General features: G+C 60.7%; 7 protein-coding genes. All 7 read right to left on the bottom strand.

Features of this window, described 5'->3' with window-relative positions; genetic code table 11:
* Positions 1-827, bottom strand: an 827-nt coding sequence (locus BLX41_RS04760) for an Hpt domain-containing protein (RefSeq protein ID WP_185073379.1), incomplete at its 3' end; no start/stop codon positions are given.
* A gap of 12 nt (positions 828-839) precedes the next feature.
* Positions 840-1,628 carry a protein phosphatase CheZ gene (locus BLX41_RS04755; protein WP_011060004.1) on the bottom strand — a complete coding sequence of 263 codons (789 nt, stop codon included), beginning with the start codon at positions 1,626-1,628 and terminating at the stop codon, positions 840-842.
* A gap of 30 nt (positions 1,629-1,658) precedes the next feature.
* Positions 1,659-2,030, bottom strand: a complete 372-nt coding sequence (locus BLX41_RS04750; RefSeq protein ID WP_003183998.1) for a chemotaxis response regulator CheY — start codon at positions 2,028-2,030, stop codon at positions 1,659-1,661.
* Between the two features lie 165 nt (positions 2,031-2,195).
* Positions 2,196-2,936 (bottom strand): RNA polymerase sigma factor FliA, encoded by a 741-nt coding sequence (gene fliA, locus BLX41_RS04745; RefSeq protein WP_011060003.1) that lies wholly within the window; start codon positions 2,934-2,936, stop codon positions 2,196-2,198.
* Positions 2,933-3,763 carry a flagellar synthesis regulator FleN gene (gene fleN, locus BLX41_RS04740; protein ID WP_016963180.1) on the bottom strand — a complete coding sequence of 277 codons (831 nt, stop codon included), beginning with the start codon at positions 3,761-3,763 and terminating at the stop codon, positions 2,933-2,935. Before fleN ends, fliA begins: the two co-directional genes overlap by 4 nt.
* 118 nt (positions 3,764-3,881) lie before the next feature.
* Positions 3,882-5,204 carry a flagellar biosynthesis GTPase FlhF gene (gene flhF / locus BLX41_RS04735; RefSeq protein ID WP_123723969.1) on the bottom strand — a complete coding sequence of 441 codons (1,323 nt, stop codon included), beginning with the start codon at positions 5,202-5,204 and terminating at the stop codon, positions 3,882-3,884.
* Positions 5,205-5,215: 11 nt separating this feature from the next.
* On the bottom strand, positions 5,216-6,451 hold a 1,236-nt coding region (locus BLX41_RS34470), incomplete at its 5' end, for an FHIPEP family type III secretion protein (RefSeq protein ID WP_259744414.1).

Genomic DNA, 6,451 nt, shown 5'->3' with positions numbered 1-6,451 from the left:
GCCGCGCTTGGCACTGCCGCTGCAGGGGCAGGTGCCGCAGCCACGGCCGAATCCAGCGCGTCCACGGCAAAGGTGCCCTTGCCATGCAACTGGTCCAGCAAGGCCTCGAACTCGTCGTCGGTGATTTCGTCGCCACCGGCGGCCGCGCCAGCCGTGGCATTGGCCGCAGCCGGGGCCACCGCATCGGCGGCGAACTGGCCTTTACCGTGCAACTGGTCCAGCAGCGACTCGAACTCGGCGTCAGTGATTTCATCGCTGGCCGGCTCGCCCGCAGCCACTGGAGCAGCGGCAGGTGCCGCCTCGGCGTCGGCCTTGGCGGCATTCAGCGAATCGAGCAGCAATTCGAATTCGTTATCGGTGATATCCCCGCCCTGGGCCTCAGGCTCGGCAACGGGTGCAGCCACCTCTTCCACAGCAGGCGCTGGAGCCTCGGCACCGGCAGGTTCGGCCAGGCGCGCCAAGGCGGCCAGCAGTTCCGGTGTCGCGGCAGTGATTTCGGTGCGCTCGCGGACCTGGCTGAACATGCCGTTCACCGCGTCCAGAGCCTCAAGCACCACGTCCATCAGTTCCGAGTCGACTCGCCGCTCACCCTTGCGCAGGATGTCGAAGACGTTCTCGGCGATGTGGCAGCACTCCACCAGCTCATTGAGCTGGAGGAAGCCGGCGCCCCCTTTAACAGTGTGAAAACCGCGAAAAATTGCATTGAGCAAGTCCGCATCATCTGGCCGGCTTTCCAGCTCGACCAGTTGTTCGGACAGTTGCTCTAGAATCTCGCCGGCCTCAACCAGGAAATCCTGAAGGATCTCTTCATCGGCGCCGAAGCTCATTAATGGGTGCTCCTAGAATCCAAGGCTGGAAAGCAAATCGTCTACATCGTCCTGACCGGACATAACGTCTTCCCGTTTATCGGCATGAATCTGCGGACCTTCACCCTTGGCGAGATGTTTTTGCGGATCTTTTTCAGCGAGGATCGATTCACGGTCATGTTCGATGCCGGCAAAACGATCGACCTGGCTGGCCATCAAGACGAGTTTGAGCAGATTGCTTTCGACTTCCGTGACCAACTGGGTCACACGCTTGATCACCTGACCGGTCAGGTCCTGGTAATCCTGCGCCAGCAGAATGTCGTTGAGGTGGCCCGAAACGGTGCGGGTTTCCTGCTCGCTGCGCGTCAGGAAACTGTCGACCCGGCGCGCCAGTTCGCGAAACTCTTCAGCGCCGACCTCGCGCCGCATAAAGCGCCCCCAGTCTGCGCTCAAGGCCTGGGCTTCAGTGCTCAGGCCGTTGACCAACGGCGTGCTGCTCTCTACCAGATCCATGGTGCGGTTGGCTGCGGCTTCCGTGAGCCGGACCACATAGGACAGGCGCTCAGTGGCATCCGTGATCTGTGAAACTTCCTCGGCTTGCGGCATGTGCGGGTCAATCTGGAAATTGACGATCGCGCTATGCAGCTCGCGGGTGAGCTTGCCCACTTCCTGATACAGGCCGCGGTCACGGGTCTGATTGAGCTCATGGATCAATTGCACCGCTTCGCCGAACCTGCCCTTTTCAAGACTTTCGACCAGTTCCAGCGCATGTTTTTTCAGGGTCGACTCAAAGTCGCCCAGTGAAGATTCGTTATGCTCCATAGCTCCCCCGTGGCGGAATGGCTACGCGTCTCAACCGATGCGTTCGAAGATTTTTTCGATCTTCTCTTTCAACGCCTGAGCCGTGAATGGTTTGACGACATAGCCGTTTACGCCGGCCTGGGCAGCTTCGATGATCTGCTCGCGCTTGGCTTCAGCAGTGACCATCAATACCGGCAGGTGCTTGAGTTTTTCATCGGCACGCACGTGGCGCAGCAGGTCGATACCGGTCATGCCCGGCATGTTCCAGTCCGTTACCAGAAAGTCGATGCTCCCGCTGTTGAGTACCGGAATGGCAGTGGTGCCATCGTCGGCCTCGACCGTGTTGGTGAAACCCAGATCACGCAACAGGTTTTTTATGATCCGCCGCATCGTTGAAAAGTCATCAACGATGAGGATTTTCATGTTCTTGTCCAATTCGACCTCCAAGCAGTCTTAAACGCATCCAGCACCTGAACGCGCCATTCAATCAATCCGGCATAACACACAACGACTGCATGGAGCACATACCACAAGACCGGTGCAGCGCTTGCTTCACCGGTCCTGATCGCAGTGTCCCCACACTGCCTGTCAGCGCGCTCGCCACTCCCCCAAACGCCCCCGCAAGCGGGCTGCGCACTGGCTGTGTAACTGGCTGACCCGCGACTCGCTGACCCCCAGGACCTCACCGATTTCCTTGAGGTTCAGCTCTTCGTCGTAGTACAGCGCCAACACCAGTCGCTCGCGCTCCGGCAAATTGGCAATCGCATCCGCCAACGCAGCCTGGAAGCGTTCATCCTCCAGGTCCCGTGACGGCTCGAGGTGAGCACTGGCACCATCCTCATGCAGCCCTTCGTGTTCGCCGTCCTGCAACAGGTCGTCGAAACTGAACAGGCGGCTGCCCAAGGTGTCGTTCAAAATCCCGTAATAATCGTCGAGACTCAATTGAAGTTCGGCCGCAACTTCGTGATCTTTAGCGTCACGACCGGTTTTAGCTTCAATTGCGCGAATGGCATCACTGACCATGCGCGTATTACGGTGTACCGAACGCGGTGCCCAGTCGCCTTTACGGACCTCATCGAGCATCGCCCCACGGATACGGATACCCGCGTAGGTTTCGAAACTCGCGCCCTTGCTCGCGTCGTATTTGGTCGACACTTCGAGCAAGCCGATCATCCCGGCCTGAATCAGGTCTTCCACCTGAACACTGGCCGGCAACCGCGCCAGCAGGTGATAGGCAATACGCTTGACCAGGGGCGCATAGCGCTCGATCAATTCGTATTGACTGTCACGTGCCGACTTCTTGTAGAGGTTGTAGCCGCTGGCAGTCATAGCACCGGTCCCGCTGTTTGATGCACTAGCCGCTCGACAAAAAACTCCAGATGCCCGCGTGGGTTCGCCGGCAACGGCCAGGTATCGACTTTTTGCGCGATGGCCTTGAACGCCAATGCACACTTCGAACGAGGAAAGGCTTCATAGACCGCACGCTGCTTTTGCACGGCCTTGCGTACGCTTTCGTCGTAGGGAACTGCGCCGACGTATTGTAAGGCCACGTCCAGGAAGCGATCCGTGACCTTGGTCAATTTTGCAAACAGGTTGCGCCCTTCCTGAGGGCTCTGGGCCATGTTGGCCAAGACCCGGAAACGGTTCATGCCGTAGTCGCGGTTGAGCAACTTGATCAGCGCGTAGGCATCGGTGATGGAGGTAGGTTCGTCGCAGACCACCAGCAACACTTCCTGGGCCGCGCGGACGAAACTGACTACCGAGTCACCAATACCCGCAGCAGTGTCGATCACCAGCACATCGAGATTGTCGCCGATGTCGCTGAAGGCCTGGATCAGGCCGGCATGCTGAGCGGGGCTCAGGTGCACCATGCTTTGGGTGCCCGAGGCGGCCGGCACGATGCGAATGCCGCCAGGCCCCTGGAGCAGCACGTCGCGCAGCTCACAGCGCCCTTCGATGACATCCGCCAGGGTGCGCTTGGGGGTCAGACCCAACAGGACATCGACGTTGGCCAGTCCCAGATCGGCGTCCAGCAGCAAGACCCGCCGGCCGAGCTCGGCCAGAGCCAGGGACAAGTTCACTGACACATTAGTCTTGCCGACGCCACCTTTGCCGCCGGTCACCGCAATCACCTGTACGGGATGCATGCTGCCCATGTTCTTTCTTTACCTTGTCTTACTTAGACGGGGCCACATAACTGGCTGCGCGTTCACCATTGGAACAATGCATGGCAGACCATCGATGTAGATACACTGCAATCTATTCATGTCTACCTCAGCCGACCCGCTTGGTCGGGCTGTGATAGAGGTCAGCGAACATGTCGGCCATGGCTTCTTCGCTGGGTTCTTCCTGCATCTGCACGCTTACAGCGCGACTCACCAGCTGGTGCCGGCGAGGCAGGTGCAGATCGTCGGGAATTCGTGGGCCATCGGTGAGATAGGCCACCGGCAATTCGTGACTGATGGCCAGGCTCAAGACCTCGCCAAGACTGGCTGTTTCATCCAGCTTAGTCAGGATGCAACCGGCCAGACCGCAGCGCTTGTAGCTGTGGTAGGCAGCGGTCAGCACCTGCTTCTGGCTGGTGGTGGCCAGTACCAGGTAATTCTTCGCCCGAATCCCACGACCGGCCAGGCTTTCCAGTTGCATGCGCAACGCCGGGTCGCTGGCTTGCAGGCCGGCGGTGTCGATCAATACCACGCGCTTGCGCAGCAGCGGGTCCAGGGCCTGGGCCAGGGACTGGCCAGGATCGACATGGGTCACCGACACGTTGAGGATGCGCCCCAGGGTCTTGAGCTGCTCCTGGGCGCCAATACGGAAGCTGTCCATGCTCACCAGCGCGATGTTCTGCGCGCCGTACTTGAGGACATAGCGCGCTGCCAGCTTGGCCAGGGTGGTGGTCTTGCCCATGCCGGCAGGGCCGACCATGGCGATCACACCACCTTCTTCGAGCGGCTCGACTTCCGGGGTCTGGATCATCCGCGCCAGGTGCGCCAGCAACATGCGCCAGGCCTGGCGGGGCTCGTCGATTTCGCTGATCAGTGCCAGCAGGTCGCGGGCCAGCGGGCCCGACAGGCCGATGCGCTGCAGGCGACGCCAGAGGTTGGCCTGCTCCGGACGGCTGCCCTGCAACTGGCTCCAGGCCAGCGAGCCCAGCTGCACTTCCAAGAGCTCGCGCAGACCGTTGAGTTCGAAACGCATGGAGTCCAGGGCCCGGTTATCGGGCGCCGGAGCAGCAGGAGCCGGCGCCGGGCGCGGGCGCTCGGTCAGGGTCGGCTCGATCAGCGGCTCCGCGGCAGTCAATGGCAGACCGGCGAACAACTGGCGATTGGTGATCGAGGCACTGTCGCCCTCGCCCCGCAGGCTCAGTTCGGCCTGGGCGGTGACGATCCGCGACTGGGTCTTGCGCAACTCGTCCTCGAGTTCCATGTTCGGAACCCGTGGCGACAACGCAGACAACTTGTAATCCAGCGCAGCCGTCAGCTCGACACCCCCGGCAATCCGCCGGTTGCCGATGATGGCAGCTTCAGCGCCCAACTCATCACGAACCAGTTTCATGGCCTGACGCATATCGGCGGCGAAAAAACGCTTAACTTGCATAACCCACTACCTCAGCCGTTGGGCCCTACTGTCGCAACGATGGTCACTTGCTTGTTGTCGGGAATTTCCTGGTACGCCAGCACATGCAACCCGGGAACGGCGAGACGCCCGAACCGCGAGAGCATGGCGCGGACCGGACCCGCTACCAACAGAATCACCGGTTGACCTTGCATCTCTTGACGCTGCGCCGCATCGATCAGCGAACGTTGCAGCTTTTCAGCCATGCTTGGCTCCAGCAGAACGCCTTCTTCCTGGCCTTGTCCTGCCTTCTGCAAACTGCTGAGCAAAATTTGTTCCAACCTTGGCTCCAAGGTGATCACAGGCAGCTCAGACTCAGTCCCTACAATGCTTTGGACGATTGCGCGAGACAATCCGACCCGGACCGCAGCAACCAAAGCGGCAGTATCTTGACTCTTGGCGGCATTGTTGGCGATGGCCTCGGCAATGCTGCGAATATCCCGTACCGGCACCTGTTCGGCCAGCAGTGCCTGCAACACCTTGAGCAACTGCGACAACGACAGCACACCCGGCACCAGCTCCTCCGCCAGCTTCGGCGAACTCTTGGCCAGCAACTGCATCAGTTGCTGCACTTCCTCGTGACCGATCAGTTCGCTGGAGTGCTTGTACAGAATCTGGTTCAAGTGGGTGGCGACCACGGTGCTGGCGTCCACCACGGTGTAGCCCAGGGACTGCGCCTGAGGCCGCTGGCTGATTTCGATCCATACCGCCTCCAGGCCGAAGGCCGGGTCACGGGCGGAGATACCGTTGAGGGTGCCGTAGACCTGCCCGGGGTTGATCGCCAATTCGCGATCCGGATAAATCTCCGCCTCCGCCAGGATCACCCCCATCAGGGTCAGGCGATAGGCACTGGGGGCCAGGTCCAGGTTGTCACGGATATGCACAGTGGGCATGAGGAAGCCCAGGTCCTGGGAGAGCTTCTTGCGCACCCCCTTGATCCGCGCCAGCAGCTGTCCGCCCTGGTTGCGATCCACCAGGGGAATCAGGCGGTAGCCAACTTCCAGGCCGATCATGTCGATCGGGGTCACATCGTCCCAACCCAGTTCCTTGGTCTCCATGGCCCGGGCCGGAGAAGGCAGCAGGTCCTGCTGACGCTGGACCTCTTCCAGAGCCTTGACCTTGACCAGATTCTGCTTTCTCCAGACCAGATAAGCCGCACCGCCGGCCACCGCTGCCAGGCTGAGGAAGGAGAAGTGCGGCATGCCCGGCACCAGCCCCATCACCGCCAT

The sequence above is a fragment of the Pseudomonas protegens genome (assembly GCF_003732485.1).
Classification (GTDB): domain Bacteria; phylum Pseudomonadota; class Gammaproteobacteria; order Pseudomonadales; family Pseudomonadaceae; genus Aquipseudomonas; species Aquipseudomonas protegens_B.
This window is presented reverse-complemented; position numbering and strand designations above follow the sequence as displayed.